This is a genomic window from Desulfoprunum sp. (assembly GCF_053613775.1).
The window spans coordinates 36825-53609 of the sequence record NZ_JBSHXH010000002.1; the positions used below are offsets into that span (position 1 = coordinate 36825).

Sequence of the window (16785 nt, forward strand, 5' to 3'; positions counted from 1 at the left end):
GTCATATCTCCTTGGTGCGGCGGGGGACGAACTGCCAGACCGGGCTCATCACCGAGTCGTGGACCTCGCGGGCGAAGTTGAGCATGCCCGCGAAACCGGCCAGCATCTCCTTGCGCTCGTGGTTGTGATCGCAGAAGGCCACGCCCAGTTTGTAGGCGATCGGCCGCTCCTTGACCCCGCCGACGAAGACGTCGACCTCCTTCTCCTGGAGGAAGGCCGAGAGCTCGAGGGGATTGGAGTCGTCGACGATGATCGTTCCCTCGTCGGTGATCTGCTGCAGTTCTTCGTAATCTTCCACAGTTCCGGTCTGCGACCCGACCATCACCACGTCGATGCCGATCAGGCGGAAGGCCTTGACCAACGAGAAGGCCTTGAAGGCCCCGCCGACGTAGATCGCCGCCTTTTTGCCGGCCAGCGCCGCCTTGTAGCGCTGCAGTTCCGGCAGCAGCTTCTCCAGTTCCTCGCGGACGATGGCCCGGGCCTTCTCCATCATCTCCGGGTCGGCGAAGAAGGTCGCCACCGTGTAGAGGGCCTCGGCCATGTCCTCGACACCGAAATAGGAGACCCTCACCGAGGGGATGCCGTACTCCTCCCGCATCATGGTGGCGAGATCCATCGTCGCGCCGGAGCACTGGACGACGTTGAGGCCGGCGCCGTGGGCCCGGCGGATGTCGTCGACCCGGCCGTCGCCGGTGATGTTGGCCACCACCTCGATGCCCATGCGCTGGAAATAGTCGCGGATCAGCCAGATCTCGCCGGCCAGGTTGAAGTCGCCGAGGATATTGATGCTGTGCTTCGCTATGCCGGCGGTGTCGCCGGTGCCGACGAGACGGGCCATGGCGCGGCAGGCGGCCTGGTAGCCCTCGCGCTTGTTGCCCTTGAAGCCTTCGGACATCACCGGCAGGACCGGGATGCCCTTTTCCTCCGTCACCCGCCGGCACACGGCCTCGAGATCGTCGCCGATGAGGCCGACGATGCAGGTGGAGTAGACGAAGGCGGCCTTCGGCCGGTGGCGGTCGATCAGTTCGATCAGGGCGGCGTACAGTTTCTTCTCGCCGCCGAAGATCACATCCATCTCCTGCAGGTCGGTGGAGAAGGAGAGGCGGTGCAGTTCCGGCCCGGAGGACAGGGCGCCGCGAATGTCCCAGGTGTAGACGGCGCAGCCGATTGGGCCGTGCACCAGGTGCAGGGCGTCGGCGATCGGGTAGAGGACCACCCGCGAGCCGCAGAAGACGCAGGCCCGCTGGCTGACGGCCCCGGCCAGGCTGTCCTTGTTGCAGTCGATGGCGAAGGGGGCCGTACCCTTGCGGTGGATCTGGTTCTCGCGGCCGTGGAGAACGGTAGCTGTCTGCATGCGACACCTCGTGGTAAAGATGGGAGTGGAATAGCTTTCGCCATTACTACAGCAACCACTGTGCCAGAATCGAAAAATCTCAAATACAGATGTGATAACAGGATGATATAAGATAGATCGCGAATTCCTGGGAGGTGCGGTCAGTCGGCCATGGGAAACAATCTTCAGAAATGGCAGGTTTGCTACAAAAATGTAGGAAATGGCCAAGGGTGAGGGAGGCAGGCGGAAGGATTCCCTGCGGAAGGCGCGGGCCAGGAGTAAAAAAGGTCTCTTTCCCGGCCCGACCGGTTGAACTGAATGTGAAATTTCTGTAGTGTGGCTGGTACGTCTCCGCCAGGCGGGCGCGTGCCTCGATGACCACCTGCGGTCCCGGAGGCGGGTGGGCGGCGCAGGTCTTCACCGCATTTATCGCCTGCAGCGTCTTCTGCCCCGGCAGGGAAAGGCCCCCTCTGCCCCTTGCATCACGGAATCATATCATGTTTGAAGGATCCATCCCCTCGACCGGCCCAGTTCCCCTCCCTGCACCTTCCCGTTCCCCATCGGCGGCGTCGGAAGTGTGTACCGATCGCCGGGGGGACATTCGAATCCGCATCCGCTGCCGGGGAGCGGACAGCTATGCGAAGGTCAGCTATCCCCAGCAGTACGGGATCTATGCCGAGATTGAGACCGCCGCTGCCGTCATGCGCTTCAATCCCGGCGGCGAGATCGTCCATCTCCAGGGCAAGGGGAGAGACTGGCCGCATCCCCAGGAGTGGATCAAGCGGACCATCGGCGACGACTGGGTCTATTATTCGACCGGCGGCTATTCCGGGGTGGTCGAGGCGATCGGTGAATACTACCTGCCCAACACTCCCTACCCCACCAATTCCCTGCTCGGCGGCCGCCCCTTCGAGCATGCCGCGGTTGTCCGCCTGCTCGAATCCTGGCCTTCCCTGCTGGCCGCGGCGGCGGCCCGTCTGATGCCCCAGGCGCCGGCTGCGATTCGGGATTTTCTGGCCCGGGCCGGTGGCTGCGATCCGACCGTACTGCGGCAGCGGGCCGAGCAGCTGTTTTCGATCATCGGTGGGAGGGTGACGGTCCTGCCGCCCGATGCCCGCCATGTCGATTACGACCTGGTGCCGGTCCATATCAGCGAGGGCTGTCTGTATAAATGCCGGTTCTGTCGGGTGAAAACGGAGCGGCCGTACCGGGACAAGGAGTGGAGCGAGATTGAGCGGCAGATCGCCGACCTGCGGCGGTGGTTCGGTCCCAACAGCGTCAACTACAACTCGCTCTTCCTCGGTGAGCATGATGCCCTGGCGGCGGATCCGGATCTGATCATCGCCGCCATCGCCCGGGCCAGAGAGGTGCTGGGTCTTGCCGGTTCCGCGATGGCGGGCGGCAACGTCTTTCTCTTCGGCAGCGTCGATTCGCTGCTGCACGCCCCGCCCCGCCTGTTCGCCGAACTGGAGCGGCTGCCATGTTCGGTCTATATCAATATCGGCCTGGAATCGGCGGATCAGGAAACCCTCGACAAGCTCGGCAAACCGCTGTCCGCCGCCCGGGTGGTGGAGGCCTTTCACCGCATGCAGGAGATCAACGGCAATTTCAACCGGATCGAGATGACGGCCAACTTCGTCATGGACGAACTGGCCGCCGGTCATATCCCGGCCATGCTGCAGCTGCTCCGGGACGGCGTCCCGAGGAACCGCCCCAAGGGCAGCATCTACCTGTCGCCACTGCGCGTCGGCCGGCCTTCGCGGTCCCTGGTGATGGATTTCTATCGCCTGAAGACCCTCAGCCGACTGCCGACCTTCCTCTACATCATCCAGCGGCTGTAGGCCGCGGGAGGGCCCCGGCGGTCGGATCATCACCCCCTGGCGGCGGCGGTGGAACCGGATAGAGGGAGGGGGCGAGCAGTGCCCTCATCCTGAGACCGATGGCCACGATCCGCCCGATATCGGCCGGGGCGGGGGGCTGGCGATGGTAGGTCTCCAGGGCGCAGATCTGCTGAAAATCGTCGAGGTAGGCGAAATCCGCGGTCAGGCCCGGCAACGGTCCGAGATGGCGCTCGAGGGCGGCCAGCAGGTCGACCATGGTGTGGTTGTCGGCGAGGTCGCCCCGCCGCATCAGCAGGGCCATGATCAGCTTCTCGATCGCCATCGCCACCAGATTGTACACGATCTCGGGGGTGAACCGGGGATTGCCGCGCTGGTGGGCGCTCACCGCGGTGCGCAGAAACTGTTCGCCGTCACGGCGATAGAGCTGCCAGCCGTCGAGCGGGATGATGTTGTGGCGCGGCTGGATCGGCAGGATATTCATCAGGACTCCCTCCTTCTTTTGTCATGACGGTATCGGATCCGGCGCCGGACCGGAACCGTCATGGTGATAGCGGCGCAGGCAGACCAGGCCGGTCCCTCGCCACCCGAGATGGTGGTAGAAGGCGAGGGCCCGATCGTTGCCGCGATCGGCGAGCAGCTGCAGCCTCGCCGCCCCATGCCCGGCCGCCCAGCCGGCGACGGCGTCGAGGAGCCGGCGCCCGATCCCCCGGCCCCGGCTGTCCTCGTCGACCACGAGGTCTTCGAGCAGCAGGGCGTAGCCGCCCTCGGCGGTGGAGATGGTGAGCTGGCCGCTGCACATGCCGACCACCAGGCCGTCTCGTTCGGCGACCATGATCCGGCTGAAGGGATGGGTGATGAGCATGTCGAGGCCGCGACGCTGACGGCCGCCATCGACCTCGAAATCCGCCTCGAGGGTGAAGAGCAGGGCCAGCAGACGGACGAGCGAGGGGATATCGGCCGGACGGGCCGGCCGTATCACGACTTCCGCACTACTTGCAGCCATCGTCAGCCGATCAGGTATTCGCCGGGCGGAGTGCCGTCCTCGATCCCGTCGAGGATGGCGTCGATGACCGCTTCGCTGGCGACTCCCTTGAACCACCAGTTATCGGGCTGGATCACCATGATCGGCCCGGCCTCGCACTGCTTGAGGCAGCCGGTGGCGACGACCTGCATGTCGAGGCCGCGGTCGAGGATCTCCTCCTCGAGGTACTGCAGGAACCCGTCGGTCTGCTTGTGGCAGATGCCCTTGGGGTCGCCCTTGACTCTGAAACTCTGACAGACCAGGATCTGTTTTTCCGGGGTGGCCATACTCTTCTCCGTGATGGTTGTCAGCCGGATTTCCGGCCGGATTTGCCTTTTTTGCCGCCACCGTAGAGGGCGTCGACGGTTCCTTCGATATTGTCGTGGCCGAGCAGGACGGTGATTCCGACCCGGGCCAGTTGCTGCCGGGGGGTCTCCCCGGCACTGGCGGCGAGGATGGCAAAGCAGTCGGCCAGCCGGTCGGCCAGTTGCCGCCAGCGGTCGGTGCCGCCGCCGGGTTCGGGGGCCGGTCTGGTGCCCAGCAGGCTGACCAGGCCGTCTTCGCGCCGGCCGTAGACCAGAAAGGTCCGGGTCTGGCCGAGGTGCAGGTCGATGTCGACGCCGTTCGAACTGGCGACGGCCACATTGGGGCGGCTCGCCGTCGCCTGCGGCAGCCTGGAGAGGACGGTGGGCGGCGCCGTCATGCATCCCTTGTCCGGGGCTGCCGTTTCGACCGGTAGATGCCGGGCGCACCGCCGGCCGGCATCCGCCAGCCAGGCCGGATCGACCGCCGGCAGAACGATGTCGGCGCCATGTTCCTCGGTCTGACAGGGAACCAGGACCATGCCGTCGGCACCGAGGGCGGCCATGGCGCAGGCGATCTCCTCGAGGTGGTCGCCGTTGTGCTCGGGATAGACCGTGGTCACGATGGTCACCGTCAGCCCCGCCTCCTTGCCGGCGATGACCGTCTGTCGCTGTTCCGCCACCAGGATCCGGGCCGCCTCCGGCAGAGCCAGGGTCTTCAACCCGGGCCGGATCCAGGCGTAGATCTTTTCGAGATATGAGGGGTCGACGGCGTTGACCTGGAGCCGGATCTCCGCCAGTCCGGCCTGCTGCAGCACCTTCGCCAGCCCGTCGCCACCGATCCCGAGGGTCGCCAGGGACAGGCGGGCCAGGGGGTAGCGGGCGACCAGCGCATCCAGGGTGGCGAGGGCACGATCGGCCGTGGCCAGCGGATCGCCGGGACCGGTGAGTTCGATCCGGCAATCCTCACCGACCGCCATCGCCTCCACGAGGCGGACGGCCTCGGACGGCGTCAGGGCCTGCGCGGCCGGCGGCTGCAGCGGGGCAAAACGTATTCTGCTGCTCGCTTTGGGGGCGACGGGGAGGCGGATGATGCGCCTGGTCGCGGGGAAGTTCAGGACAGTCATGACATGGATCCTGTGGCTGGGAGTGGCTGTTGTATCCGGAGCGGCGGCCCCCCGCGCAGGCGCGGGATACTGCCGCCGCAATTCCGGGCCTAGAAGACCAGCTCGAATTTTTCTTCCGGGGCGTCGCGATCGGTCCGGTCGAGGAGGGCCGAGAGGATCTTTTCCAGCAGCCGCAGGCCGCCCTTGTAGCCGACGGTCGGGAAGTACTGGTGCCCCTGGCGGTCGAGGATCGGGAAACCGAACCGGACCAGCGGGGTGTCCTCGTCGCGGGCGATATACTTGCAGTAACTGTTGCCGATGATCAGATCGACCGGGTCGTTCTTGATCCACTGGTGCAGCAGGAACATATCGCCCTTGGCCCTGACGTTGACCGGGAAGGGCATATCCCTGGTGATATCCCTGATCCGCTTCTCGAACCGTTTGCCCGGGGTGCCGGTGACGAGGTGGACCGGACACATGTCGATCGACACCAGGAACTCGGTCAGGGCGATGAGCTGGTCGGGATCGCCGGCCAGCGCCACCCTCTTGTGGTAAAAGTACTGGTGCATGTCGGAGATCAGGTCGACCAGCTGGCCGCGCTCGTAGGAAATCTCCTCGGGCACCGTGGTCCCGCCGACGGTCCGCAGGGCATCGATGAATCGGTCGGTGGCCTTCAGGCCGAAGGGCATGTCGAGGACCCGGCACGGCACCTTGTGCCTGGTGTCGAGCAGCCGCGCGGCGTCGGCCGAGCACCACTCGCCCAGCGCCAGGGTGCCGATGGCGGCGCTGCAGTTCTTGAGTTCGGCGATCGTCACCCCGCCCTTCGGGAACATGGTGTACTCGCCGTTGAGCGGACCATTGAGGACCCCGGAGGTGTCGGGGAAGAGGGTGATGTCGACGCCGACGGTGGCCGCCAGGCGCTTGATCTCCTCCATGTCGCTGGGCTCGACCCAGCCGGGGATGATGTTGACCTTGCCGTTCTTCCTCTCGGTCGGCAGGGCCATATTGGCCATGGCCTTGACCATGTTGGAAAAGCCGGTGACGTGCGACCCGACATAACTCGGGGTCGGGGCGCCGATGACCTCCTTCCCTGCAGGGGCCTTGCCTTCATCCCTGGCCTTTTTGATGATCTGCGGCAGGTCGTCGCCGATCGTCTCCGACAGACAGGTCGTATGAATGGCTATGATTTCGGGATCATAAACGGTAAAGATGGTTTCGATCGCCTGCAGCAGGTTGGCCTGGCCGCCGAACACCGATGAACCCTCGGTGAACGAGCTGGTGGCGGCCGAGATCGGCTCCTTGTAGTGCCGGGTCAGGGTGCTGCGGTGGTAGGCGCAGCAGCCCTGCGAACCGTGGCTGTGCGGCAGGCAGCCGTGGATGCCGAGCGCCGCGTACATCGCCCCGATCGGTTGACAGGTCTTGGCCGGATTGATCGTCAAGGCCGATCGCTCCGTGATTTCTTGTGGTGTATGTCTCAGTAGCATGGCGTTACCTTCTCTGTGTAATCGTTATTCCCAGACGTAGGTGGCTGAGAGTTCGGGGTGCTCCTGCCAGGGGGCCTTCATCAGGCCCCAGACCCGGCTGTTGACCAGTCGGTCGATTTCCCGGTAGAAGTTGACCGCCCCCTTGAACCCGGCATACGGGCCACCGGAGTCGTAGCTGTGGAGCTGCTTCATCGGGATGCCCAGCTTCTGGATGGAGAACTTCTCCTTGATGCCGGCGCAGAACAGATCCGGTTTCAACAGTTCCACCAGCTTCTCGGCCTCGTACTGGTTGAGGTCGTCGATGATGATGGTGCCCTGGTCCATGTCGGCGTTGAGCCCGTCATAGTCCTTGAACTCGTAGCCGCCGGCGACGAGCGCCTGCATTTCCTCCGCCGACTTGCGCGGTTTGTAGAGATGCGGGTCCGGTTCGACCTCGATCTCCTCGATGTTGCGGCTGTCGGCGTCGACCTTGAGGTTGGGCAGGACCTGCCGCCCCTCGTAATCGTCGCGATGGGCGAATTCGTAACCGGCCGACAGCACCTTCATCCCCATCTCCTTGAACAGTTCCTGGTAGTGATGGGCCCGGGAGCCGCCGACGAACAGCATCGCCTTCTTGCCCTCGGTGCGCGGCAGGACATCGAGCCGGGCGGCCTCGACCTCGGGCATCTCCTCGGCGATCACCGCCTCGACCTGCGCCGTCAGTTCCGGGTCGCCGAAGTACTGGGCGATCTTCCGCAGCGACTTGGCGGTGGCGGCAGCGCCGATGAAGTTGACCTTGATCCAGGGGATGCCGTACTTCACCTCCAGCATGTCGGCGACGTAGTTGATCGAGCGGTGGCACATGACGCAGCTCAGGTCGGCCTGGTTGGCCGAGGCGAACTGGTCGTAGGTCGAGTTGCCGGAGAAGGTGGCGATATTGGTGATGCCGCACTTCTTCAGGATCCGGTCGATCTCGAAACCGTCGCCGCCGATGTTGTACTCACCCAGGAGGTTGATCTTGTACTTGTCGGTCTTGAGCCGGTCCGACTTGCCGACCACGTGGGTGAAGACCTGGTTGTTGGCGATGTGATGGCCCGCCGACTGCGACACGCCCTTGTAGCCCTCGCAGCTGAAGGCGAAGACGTTGCAGTCGCCGAGCTTGTCCTTCATCCTTTTGGCGACGGTGTGGATATCGTCGCCGATCAGGCCCACCGGACAGGTGGCGAAGACGGCGATCGCCTTCGGGTGGAACAGGTCGTAGGCCTCCTGGATCGCCGCCGCCAGCTTCTTTTCCCCGCCGAAGATGATGTCCGAGTCCTGCATGTCGGTGGACAACGCATAGGGGATGAAATTCTCGTGGTTGTCGCCGCCGGCACTGGTCTGGTTACGCCGGGTCAGCCAGGCATAGAAACTGCATCCGATCGGGCCGTGCACCAGGTTGACGATGTCGCTGGTCGGGCCCATGATGACGCCCTTGCAGCCGGCATAGGTACAGCCGCGCATGGTGATGATGCCGGGGATGGTCCGGACGTTGGCGACGATCTCGGGCGGCGGCGCACTCCCATGGGCCTCGTTGATCATGATCTGCTTGGCGCGCTTGCGGGCGACCTTGGCCGGATACCTCTGCAGCAGCTCGGCCTTGATATCGGTCGGTTCCCACTGCACGATTTTCTTTTTCGCTGTTGCCATATCAATGTCTCCTTCTGCGGTCAGGCAATGGATTTTTCGCCGGTCTCACCGGTCCGCACCCGGATCGAATCGCCGACGGGCAAGACGAAAATCTTGCCGTCGCCGGGTTTGCCGGTCTGGTTGGCGAGGATGATTGCCTGGACGACGTCGTCGACCAGTTCGTCACGGGTGATGACGCTGACCATCCGTTTGGGGTAGAGCTTGCCCTTCTCGCCGAGCAGCGAGGCCGCCTCTTCGTAGCCCTGGCCGGCCCCCTCGAGGACCGCCGGGTTGATGAATCCCTTTCCCCGGCCCTGGGCCTCGTGGGCGAAGAAGGCATCGATCCCGGCCTCGGTCAGGGCCTTCTTGGTCTGGTTCATCATATTCATCCGTACGACTGCGATAATCTCCTTCATGCCGGTACCCCCTCGGCGCTGGCGGCGGTCTCACGGACGCCGGAGCTGATGGTGTAGACATCCTCGACCGGGGAGACGAAGATCTTGCCGTCACCGAAGGCCCCCTTGCTGCTGGTTCGAGCCGTCTTCATGATGGTGTCGATCACGAAGTCGCGGTCGGCGGCGTTGACGACGGATACCAGCATGGTCTTGGGAATCTCGTCATAGGTCACTTCGCCGATCTTGATGCCGCGCTGTTTGCCGCGCCCGGCCACCGAGTACTTGGTTACCGCCGGGAAGCCGGCATCCATCAGGGCGGCGAGGACGGCGTCGGACTTTTCCGGGCGGATAATGGCTCTGATCATGATCATCATTGTAATGTTCTCCTTCTTTGAATAGGTGATTGCTAGGCTTGCATCAGACCAAAGTCCATCAGCAGCTTTTCGAGTTCCTCGATCTCCAGCGGCTTGGGGATGACAAAATTGCTGTTGCCGTCAATTGCTCTGGCCAGACCCCGGTATTCATCGGCCTGCTCGACTGCGGGATTCCACTCGATAACCGTCTTGCGGTTGATCTCGGCCCGCTGCACATCGTTATTCCGGGGGACGAAATAGATCATCTGGGTGCCGATTTTCTTGGCCAGCTCGACGATCATCTCCTTCTCGTTATCGACGTTGCGCGAGTTGCAGATCAGGCCGCCGAGACGGACGCGTCCGGATTGGGCGAACTTCATGATGCCCTTGCAGATATTGTTGGCGGCATACATCGCCATCATCTCACCGGAGCAGACGATGTAGATTTCCTCGGCCTTGCCGTCGCGGATCGGCATCGCGAAGCCGCCGCAGACGACGTCGCCGAGGACGTCGTAGAAGGCGTAATCAAGGCCTTCGGATTCTTCATAGGCCCCGAGAGATTCGAGCATGTTGATCGAGGTGATGATGCCGCGGCCGGCACAGCCGACGCCGGGTTCGGGACCGCCGGACTCGACGCACCAGGTGTTGCCGTAACCGGGTTTCCTGATATCCTCGAGTTCCACGTCCTCACCTTCCTCCCTGAGGGTGTCGAGCACCGATTTCTGGGCCAGTCCGCCGAGCAGCAGCCGGGTCGAATCGGCCTTCGGGTCGCAGCCGACGACCATGATCTTCCTCCCCATCTCCGCCAGTCCGGCAACCGTGTTCTGGGTTGTTGTCGATTTACCGATTCCGCCTTTGCCGTAGATTGCTACCTTTCTCATGGTCATCTCCTTGTGCCGAATGAGTTGTTTGACGTTTGGTCGTGTCCTGTCGCCGCTGTCTCTCGATTGCGTTGGAATCGGAGACGTGTTCCGTGTGTCGAAGATATCGCAAGGGCCGTGCCAATTCTCAATCAAACAGATATATCAAGTATAATAGAGAAGTTATGATCTCAGGCGGTCATCCTGGGGGTAACGCCGGCGGTGAGACGGTCGTTCGGGTTATGTACCGAACAACCACCAAAGTGTACCGACGCTACAATTTGGTAGATAGACTGTCGTGATCCGGGGTGGATGGAGAGGGGTTCGTCTGGCTGGAAGATTGTAGCGGGAACATTTGTTGTTTTCAAAAAACAAACAATAATGTAATCTGATGCAATCAAAAAGGACAATATTGTCATTGTGTCCTCAGGGGAGATTCGTTGGAGAAAAGGATAACGGCAGATAAAGACAGCAATAAAATCAGATGATCAGTGGTGGTGTGAAAATTGCAACTTCGTTGTTTGGCAGAGAGATGGACGAAGGGATCGATGCCGGATTGGAAAAGAGGTGGAGGCAACCCGCCAGGCAGCGCAGGGTTGAGGATACCCGGGATCGCGGGAGGTAAACGATGAGCGATGTATTGACCGAAAACAAGCGACCGACGACCGAAGGGCTGGAGTTGCTGGCGTTGCACTGCATCACCCGGCTTATCGGGACGGCGGCCAATCTCGAGACGACCTTGACCAGCATCCTCCAGGTCCTGCACGACACGATGCGGATGGAGCGGGCGACCCTGCTGCTGATGGATGAGGAGACCCAGCGTTTGACCATCCATGCCTCCTGCGGCCTGTCGGTGGCCGAGGAGATGCGTGGGGTCTATAAACCCGACGAGGGGGTCTGCGGCCAGATCTTCCAGAGCCGTTCCCCCTTCGTCGTTCCCGATATCCACAGTGAACCGCTGTTTCTCAACCGGACCGGGGCCAGGCCGCGATTGACCAAGACCAAAATCTCGTTTCTCGGGGTACCGATCCTGGTCGAAGGGGCGCCGGTGGGGGTACTGTCGGTCGACCGGCTGTTCGGGCCGGAGGTGTCGTTCGAGGAGGACATTCGTTTTCTCACTGTCCTGGCCACCCTGATCGGCCAGTTCCTGCGCCTGCACGAAGAGATCCGGCGCAAGGAGGCGCGGCTGAAGGAGGAAAACCGCTCGCTGAAAGCCAAACTGCACGGGATGCATGACGGCCACTTCATCATCGGCCATTCCAAGCCGATGCAGGAGGTGTACGGCATCATCGAGAAGATCTCCCAGAGCGACGTCACCGCCCTGTTGCTCGGGGAATCGGGCACCGGCAAGGAATTGGTGGCCCGGGCTCTTCACGAGTCCGGCAACCGCAAGGACAAGCCCTTCATCAAGGTCAACTGTGCCGCCCTGCCCGAGACCCTGCTCGAGAGCGAACTCTTCGGTCACGAACGGGGGGCCTTCACCGGCGCCCATGCCACTCGCCAGGGACGATTCGAGCTGGCCGACAACGGTGTCATCTTCCTCGACGAGATCGGTGAAATGCCCCTGTCCCTGCAGGCGAAAATGCTGCGGGTACTGCAGGAGAAACAGTTCGAGCGGATCGGCGGCACCAGGACCTTTTCCGTCGATGTCCGGATCATCGCCGCCACCAACGTCAGCCTTGAACAGGCGGCCGCCGCCGGCAGATTCCGCGCCGACCTCTATTACCGCCTGAACGTGGTGCCGATCCATCTGCCACCGCTGCGTGACCGCCGGGAGGATATCCCGCTGCTGCTCAATCATTTTCTGCAGAAGAGCAACCAGCGTAACGGTCGCAACATCAAGCTGACCTCCGAATTGCTGGATTTTCTCGTCGACTACCGGTGGCCCGGCAATGTTCGGGAAATGCAGAACCTGGTGGAGCGGATGGTGATCCTCGCCGAAGGGGAGCGCCTGACCCTGGCGGATCTCCCGGTGGAGCTCGTGGCGCCCGGCGGCGCCACGAATGCCGGCCCCTCGGCCTTGCCGATGTTCGAATCCGTTTCGATTCCCGCCGAGAAAAAAGGGAGAAGGTCCCTGCAGGATATCGAACGGGCGGAGATCGAACTGGCCCTGCGGCGCCACGGCTGGGTCCAGGTCCGGGCCGCCCGGGAACTTGGCCTGACCCAGCGGCAGATGGGCTACCGGATCAGGAAATACAATCTATCCCGTTTCGATGCCTACTGAATGGAACAGGATCCTGTTTTTCGCTCCAACGCCTGTCTCACTCTTCTATGACAGGGCGGCGTTCAGATCGCTGTCCGACAATGGAGCCCGGAGTGAGCGTGAACGGCACCTGATGACGGCGATGGCGTGGTCGAGCCGATCGGTATCCGGATATCTGCCGATGCCGGCAAGTCTTTGCTGCAGAGCCTTGCGCCCGCACTTGGCACCGAAAAGGAGCCTGCGTTCGGCCCCGACCGATTCCGGCGGGTACGGCTCATAGGTCGCCGGATTTTCCTGCAGTCCCTGGAGGTGGAGACCGGTTTCGCAGGTGAAGATGGCGGTGCCGACGACCGGACGGCGAGGGTCGATATCAAGCTTTGTCCGGGCCGCGACAAACACCGCCAACGGCCTCAGGCGATCCGGATGCTGCCTGGAATCGCCACGGACGAGTCCGATATGGCCGATAATCTCTTCCGGGCGGGCCCATTCGGCCCGTTCGACCAGCATCGCCATCTCCCGGAGGAACGAGGGCTCGGCGCGCATCGCATCCTCGAACCCGACAGCGACCTTCATGCCGGCAGCAACGGCGGCGGCGATTGCATCTCTCACACAGCGGCGGCCCCAGGCGATATCCTCCCGACGACAGCGGCACCACAGCAACAGAGCGAACTGGGGATGGCTTGTCCAGGGAAAAGGCCACCCCCGGCCTCCGTTCCCCTTCGCGGAGGGTGATGTCGACAATATGATTGCCGGCCGGCATGGTCATCTCCTGATCAACATTCTTTCACACATTCACGCAAATTAAGTGCCTGATAAATTGAAGTCTTGAAGAAGACGTGGGGGATATGGTTTTTATCATGAGTTATCGATGATATGAATATGGAATCGGTGCTCACGGATAGGGCCAGGAGCCTGTGGCGGAAGAATTTTCATGCGAATAATTCTCATTATTCTTGATTTCGATCCAAGAACGCGATATACATCTTGTAACGTGGTTTACAGGAGCTGATCAGCGCAGGTGAATCAAGGCCATACGGGACCGATCCATCGACCCTGCGGCTCGGGAACGTCAACACAGGGCGGTCATCAACATGTCCATCGCAGGTCTTTATCGATTCTATCGTGACGGTTTCCGGTCGATGACCGTCGGCCGGACCCTGTGGAAGATTATCCTGATCAAACTTTTTGTCATGTTCGCGATTCTCAAGCTCTTCTTTTTCCAGGATTATCTCGGCAGCAATTTTTCGACCGAGGAAGAGCGCGCCGACCATGTGCTCGAACGGATCACCGGGCCGGCGGAAAACACTCACTAGAGGAGGGGAGGTGTATGTTTGATCTGCAGATGGTGGACTGGGCCAGGGCGCAATTCGCGCTGACGGCCATGTACCACTGGTTGTTCGTGCCGCTGACACTCGGCCTGTCGTTTCTCTGTGCCTTCTACGAGACGATCTATGTCCGCACCGGCCGGGAGGAGTGGAAAAACCTGACCAAATTCTGGATGACGCTGTTCGGCATCAACTTCGCGATCGGGGTCGCCACCGGCATCATCCTCGAATTCGAGTTCGGCACCAACTGGTCGAACTACTCCTGGATGGTCGGCGACATCTTCGGGGCGCCGCTCGCGATCGAGGGTATCGTCGCCTTCTTTCTCGAGGCGACCTTCTTCGCCGTGATGTTCTTCGGCTGGGATCGGGTGTCGAAGGGCTTCCATCTCTTTTCCACCTGGATGGTGGCGGTCGGCTCCAACCTCTCGGCCCTGTGGATTCTGGTCGCCAACGGGTGGATGCAGCACCCGGTCGGCATGGCCTTCAACCCCGATACCGTCCGCTTCGAGATGGAGAATTTCTGGGCCGTCCTGTTCTCGCCGGTGGCGATGGCCAAGTTCACCCACACCACCAGTTCGAGCTTCATCGTCGGCTCCTTCTTCGTCATTGCCGTATCGTCCTGGTACCTGATCAAGGGCCGCCATGTCGAGATGGCCAAGAAATCGATCATCGTCGCCTCGATCTTCGGGCTGCTGTCGGCCACCTATGCCGCCTGGACCGGTGACGAGTCGGCCTACAGCAACGCCTCCACCCAGCCGATGAAACTCGCCGCCTACGAAGGGCTCTATGATGGCGAAAAGAACGCCGCCATCGTCGCTCTCGGGGTCCTCAACCCCGCCAAAAGGCCCGGCGATCAGCAGGCACCCTTCCTCTTCGAGCTCAAGATCCCCGGGCTCCTGTCGTTGCTGGCCAACCGTGAATCCGGATCCTTCGTCCCCGGCATCAACGATCTGGTGTATGGCAACGAACAGGAGGGCATCGTCAGTGTCGCCGCCAGGATGGAGCAGGGCAAGGTGGCGATCAGCGACCTCGCCGCCTACAAGACGGCGAAAAAGGCCGGTGACGCCGCGGCCGCCGAGGTCGCCCTGGCCCGGTTCAACACCAACATGGATTCCCTCGGTTACGGCTATCTGGAAAGCCCCGAGCAGACCGTCCCATCGGTGGCCACGACCTTCTACGCCTTTCATATCATGGTGTTTTTCGGAACATTCTTTCTCCTCGTCTTCCTGCTCTTCCTGGTTTTTTCGGTTAAGGACACCCTGGCCGGCAAGCGGGGCCTGCTGCTGCTCGGCGTCGCCTCGTTCTTCCTGGCGATGATCGCCTCCCAGAGCGGCTGGGTCGTCGCCGAGGTCGGGCGGCAGCCGTGGGCGATCCAGGGCCTGCTGCCGGTCAATGTGGCGACGACCGACATCGCCACCGGCAGCGTCCAGACAACCTTCTTCATGTTCCTGGCGGTCTTCACCCTGCTGCTCGCCGCCGAGATCAAAATCATGCTGAAACAGATTTCAATCGGACCGGAGGGCCTGTGATATGATCGGGAATCTTGATACTGCAACCCTGCAGCAGATCTGGTGGCTGCTGGCGAGTGTGGTCGGCTCGCTCTTTCTCTTCCTCACCTTCGTTCAGGGCGGGCAGACCCTGCTGTGGCAGGTCAGCGCCGACGAGGAGGAAAAATCGCTGATCATCAATTCGCTCGGCCGCAAATGGGAGTTGACCTTCACCACCTTGGTCCTGTTCGGCGGGGCCCTGTTCGCCGCCTTCCCCAAGTTCTACGCCACCAGTTTCGGCGGGGCCTACTGGGTGTGGATCCTGATCCTGTTCACCTTCATCGTCCAGGCGGTGAGCTACGAGTACCGCACCAAACCGGACAACCTGCTTGGATCGAAGGTCTACGAACTGTTTCTGTTCATCAACGGCTCGGTCGGCATCCTGCTGATCGGCGCCGCGGTCGGCACCTTTTTCACCGGCTCGAACTTCACCCTCAACGACTACAACCAGGTGCACTGGACCCACCCGCTGCGGGGGCTGGAAGCGGCCTTCTCCCTCTTCAATCTCTCGCTCGGACTCTTTCTGGTCTTCAACGCCCGGGTCCTCGGGGCGATGTACCTGGTCGGCAGCATCGATTTCAGCGGCCGGCCCCAATTCGAGGCCAAGATGCGCCGGGCCTGCCTGGTCAACCTGGTCTGCGCCCTGCCGTTCCTCCTCTATGTCCTGGTCAGCCTGCTGCTGATGGACGGTTTCGGTTTCGACCAGGCCGGGGTGGTGTCGCTGGTCGCCGGCAAGTACCTCGCCAATCTCCTCGCCATGCCGCTGGTGCTGGGCCTGCTGCTGCTCGGCCTGGTCCTCGTGGTCTGGGGCGTGGTGTCGACCAGCCTCCTCAAGGGCGGCCGGGGCATCTGGTTCGGCAGCCTGGGAACGGTGCTGGTCGGCCTGGCGGTGTTTTTCACCGCCGGCTACAACAACACCGCCTTTTACCCGTCGAAGGCCGACCTGCAGTCGAGCCTGACGATCTACAACGCCTCGTCGAGCCACTACACCCTGACGGTGATGACCTATGTCGCCCTCGTCATTCCTCTGGTGCTCGCCTATATCGCCTGGGTCTGGTGGCAGATGGATGCGAGGCGGATCTCGACGGAGGATATCGAGGGCCGGAAGGCGTACTGATCCGGCCCTGTATGGATAAATCCCAATAGCAAGGAGAATCATATGACAGCACTGTTGCTTGGCGGTTGGGTCGCCCTGATCTTCGTTTCCTATAGACTTGCGGTGTCGATGCTCGAAAAGGCCGACAAGATCTGAGCGAGACTGCCTGCTCGATCACACCCGGAAAACCGGCAGGACTGGGCATGTCCTGCCGGTTCTGTTTTTGGTGCCGGCCGGCGAATATGAAAAAAACCGGGCAACGGTTGCAACTT

General features: G+C 62.2%; 16 protein-coding genes. 5 read left to right on the top strand and 11 right to left on the bottom strand.

Translation table 11 applies throughout. The features are described from left to right. Position 1: 1 nt before the first annotated feature. Positions 2 to 1354: a nitrogenase iron-molybdenum cofactor biosynthesis protein NifE gene (gene nifE / locus ACWGKN_RS01905; protein WP_424254947.1), complete on the bottom strand. Its 1353-nt coding sequence runs from the start codon at positions 1352 to 1354 to the stop codon at positions 2 to 4. Between the two features lie 554 nt (positions 1355 to 1908). Here nifE and ACWGKN_RS01910 point away from each other — a divergent pair. Then, positions 1909 to 3174, top strand: a complete 1266-nt coding sequence (locus ACWGKN_RS01910; RefSeq protein WP_035226425.1) for a radical SAM protein — start codon at positions 1909 to 1911, stop codon at positions 3172 to 3174. Here the strand turns inward: ACWGKN_RS01910 and ACWGKN_RS01915 are convergent. The 9 genes from ACWGKN_RS01915 to nifH all read right to left on the bottom strand — a co-directional run bounded on the left by ACWGKN_RS01915 (position 3158) and on the right by nifH (position 10363). After that, entirely contained in the window at positions 3158 to 3655 is a 498-nt protein-coding gene (locus ACWGKN_RS01915; RefSeq protein ID WP_052159628.1) for a HEPN domain-containing protein, read from the bottom strand. The two genes, ACWGKN_RS01910 and ACWGKN_RS01915, sit on opposite strands and share 17 nt — an antisense overlap. 21 nt (positions 3656 to 3676) lie before the next feature. Continuing rightward, complete coding sequence (locus tag ACWGKN_RS01920) at positions 3677 to 4177, bottom strand: GNAT family N-acetyltransferase (protein WP_035226426.1); 501 nt, start codon at positions 4175 to 4177, stop codon at positions 3677 to 3679. Between the two features lie 2 nt (positions 4178 to 4179). Continuing rightward, complete coding sequence (locus tag ACWGKN_RS01925; protein ID WP_035226430.1) at positions 4180 to 4482, bottom strand: (2Fe-2S) ferredoxin domain-containing protein; 303 nt, start codon at positions 4480 to 4482, stop codon at positions 4180 to 4182. A gap of 20 nt (positions 4483 to 4502) precedes the next feature. Further along, positions 4503 to 5624 carry a NifB/NifX family molybdenum-iron cluster-binding protein gene (locus tag ACWGKN_RS01930; RefSeq protein WP_452094577.1) on the bottom strand — a complete coding sequence of 374 codons (1122 nt, stop codon included), beginning with the start codon at positions 5622 to 5624 and terminating at the stop codon, positions 4503 to 4505. Between the two features lie 89 nt (positions 5625 to 5713). Continuing rightward, positions 5714 to 7087, bottom strand: a complete 1374-nt coding sequence (nifK, locus tag ACWGKN_RS01935; RefSeq protein ID WP_035226434.1) for a nitrogenase molybdenum-iron protein subunit beta — start codon at positions 7085 to 7087, stop codon at positions 5714 to 5716. Between the two features lie 24 nt (positions 7088 to 7111). After that, a complete protein-coding gene (nifD, locus tag ACWGKN_RS01940) occupies positions 7112 to 8755 on the bottom strand; it encodes a nitrogenase molybdenum-iron protein alpha chain (RefSeq protein ID WP_035226436.1) in 1644 nt (547 codons plus the stop codon). 20 nt (positions 8756 to 8775) lie between these two features. Next, complete coding sequence (locus ACWGKN_RS01945; RefSeq protein WP_035226438.1) at positions 8776 to 9150, bottom strand: P-II family nitrogen regulator; 375 nt, start codon at positions 9148 to 9150, stop codon at positions 8776 to 8778. Further along, the gene (locus tag ACWGKN_RS01950) at positions 9147 to 9503 is read right to left on the bottom strand and encodes a P-II family nitrogen regulator (RefSeq protein WP_035226440.1); all 357 of its coding nucleotides are present in this window, start codon (positions 9501 to 9503) and stop codon (positions 9147 to 9149) included. Before ACWGKN_RS01950 ends, ACWGKN_RS01945 begins: the two co-directional genes overlap by 4 nt. A 32-nt stretch (positions 9504 to 9535) precedes the next feature. Next, entirely contained in the window at positions 9536 to 10363 is an 828-nt protein-coding gene (gene nifH, locus ACWGKN_RS01955) for a nitrogenase iron protein (protein WP_035226442.1), read from the bottom strand. A gap of 607 nt (positions 10364 to 10970) precedes the next feature. Here nifH and nifA point away from each other — a divergent pair. Next, complete coding sequence (nifA, locus tag ACWGKN_RS01960; protein ID WP_035226445.1) at positions 10971 to 12566, top strand: nif-specific transcriptional activator NifA; 1596 nt, start codon at positions 10971 to 10973, stop codon at positions 12564 to 12566. Between the two features lie 45 nt (positions 12567 to 12611). Here nifA and ACWGKN_RS01965 read toward each other — a convergent pair whose 3' ends face one another. Continuing rightward, a complete protein-coding gene (locus ACWGKN_RS01965; RefSeq protein WP_052159629.1) occupies positions 12612 to 13154 on the bottom strand; it encodes a homocitrate synthase/isopropylmalate synthase family protein in 543 nt (180 codons plus the stop codon). Between the two features lie 482 nt (positions 13155 to 13636). On the opposite strand from ACWGKN_RS01965, the gene ACWGKN_RS01970 reads away from it, so the two are divergent. The 3 genes from ACWGKN_RS01970 to cydB are packed head-to-tail and all read left to right on the top strand — an operon-like array spanning position 13637 to position 16534. Beyond that, positions 13637 to 13858, top strand: a complete 222-nt coding sequence (locus tag ACWGKN_RS01970; protein ID WP_035226448.1) for a DUF4492 domain-containing protein — start codon at positions 13637 to 13639, stop codon at positions 13856 to 13858. 14 nt (positions 13859 to 13872) lie between these two features. Then, positions 13873 to 15399 (top strand): cytochrome ubiquinol oxidase subunit I, encoded by a 1527-nt coding sequence (locus tag ACWGKN_RS01975; RefSeq protein ID WP_035226451.1) that lies wholly within the window; start codon positions 13873 to 13875, stop codon positions 15397 to 15399. 1 nt (position 15400) lies between these two features. Then, on the top strand, positions 15401 to 16534 hold the full coding sequence (cydB, locus tag ACWGKN_RS01980) for a cytochrome d ubiquinol oxidase subunit II (protein WP_035226455.1): 1134 nt from the start codon (positions 15401 to 15403) through the stop codon (positions 16532 to 16534). Positions 16535 to 16785 lie beyond the last annotated feature (251 nt).

Bases quoted from the DNA above. Each gene is read 5' to 3' on its own strand.
- nifE (WP_424254947.1), bottom strand. From the start codon at position 1,354: ATGCAGACAGCTACCGTTCTCCACGGCCGCGAGAACCAGATCCACCGC.
- ACWGKN_RS01915 (WP_052159628.1), bottom strand. From the start codon at position 3,655: ATGAATATCCTGCCGATCCAGCCGCGCCACAACATCATCCCGCTCGAC.
- ACWGKN_RS01920 (WP_035226426.1), bottom strand. From the start codon at position 4,177: ATGGCTGCAAGTAGTGCGGAAGTCGTGATACGGCCGGCCCGTCCGGCC.
- ACWGKN_RS01925 (WP_035226430.1), bottom strand. From the start codon at position 4,482: ATGGCCACCCCGGAAAAACAGATCCTGGTCTGTCAGAGTTTCAGAGTC.
- ACWGKN_RS01930 (WP_452094577.1), bottom strand. From the start codon at position 5,624: ATGACTGTCCTGAACTTCCCCGCGACCAGGCGCATCATCCGCCTCCCC.
- nifK (WP_035226434.1), bottom strand. From the start codon at position 7,087: ATGCTACTGAGACATACACCACAAGAAATCACGGAGCGATCGGCCTTG.
- nifD (WP_035226436.1), bottom strand. From the start codon at position 8,755: ATGGCAACAGCGAAAAAGAAAATCGTGCAGTGGGAACCGACCGATATC.
- ACWGKN_RS01945 (WP_035226438.1), bottom strand. From the start codon at position 9,150: ATGAAGGAGATTATCGCAGTCGTACGGATGAATATGATGAACCAGACC.
- ACWGKN_RS01950 (WP_035226440.1), bottom strand. From the start codon at position 9,503: ATGATGATCATGATCAGAGCCATTATCCGCCCGGAAAAGTCCGACGCC.
- nifH (WP_035226442.1), bottom strand. From the start codon at position 10,363: ATGAGAAAGGTAGCAATCTACGGCAAAGGCGGAATCGGTAAATCGACA.
- nifA (WP_035226445.1), top strand. From the start codon at position 10,971: ATGAGCGATGTATTGACCGAAAACAAGCGACCGACGACCGAAGGGCTG.
- ACWGKN_RS01970 (WP_035226448.1), top strand. From the start codon at position 13,637: ATGTCCATCGCAGGTCTTTATCGATTCTATCGTGACGGTTTCCGGTCG.
- ACWGKN_RS01975 (WP_035226451.1), top strand. From the start codon at position 13,873: ATGTTTGATCTGCAGATGGTGGACTGGGCCAGGGCGCAATTCGCGCTG.
- cydB (WP_035226455.1), top strand. From the start codon at position 15,401: ATGATCGGGAATCTTGATACTGCAACCCTGCAGCAGATCTGGTGGCTG.